1 protein-coding gene is annotated in these 232 nt (G+C 37.1%); it reads left to right on the top strand.

All coding sequences use genetic code 11. The features are described 5' to 3' along the window. A partial coding sequence (locus AAEY88_RS15635) for a transposase (protein WP_350563868.1) occupies nt 1–232 on the top strand: 232 nt, incomplete at both ends.

The raw sequence follows: 232 nt of genomic DNA, 5'->3' as shown, positions 1-232 counted from the left end.
GACACTGACAAACTAAAATTCAAAACTAAAGTCTTTAAAAATGATCACAGTGACTATGCTGCTCTTATCAACTGGCTAATTGCTAACATTACTGATGACTTAAACAACATCCACATAACCCTTGAAGCTACAGGCGTCTATCACGAGAACATCGCCTACTACCTATTTGATAAAAAGCTTAACGTTAGCATCATCAATCCTGCTTACGTCAAAAGCTATGCTGCTAGTTTAG

The organism is Psychrobacter sp. CAL346-MNA-CIBAN-0220 (assembly GCF_040309805.1).
In the GTDB taxonomy this organism is placed as follows: Bacteria; Pseudomonadota; Gammaproteobacteria; order Pseudomonadales; family Moraxellaceae; genus Psychrobacter.
The sequence above is the reverse complement of the archived record's forward strand: the minus strand, read 5'-3'. Positions and strand labels throughout refer to the sequence as shown.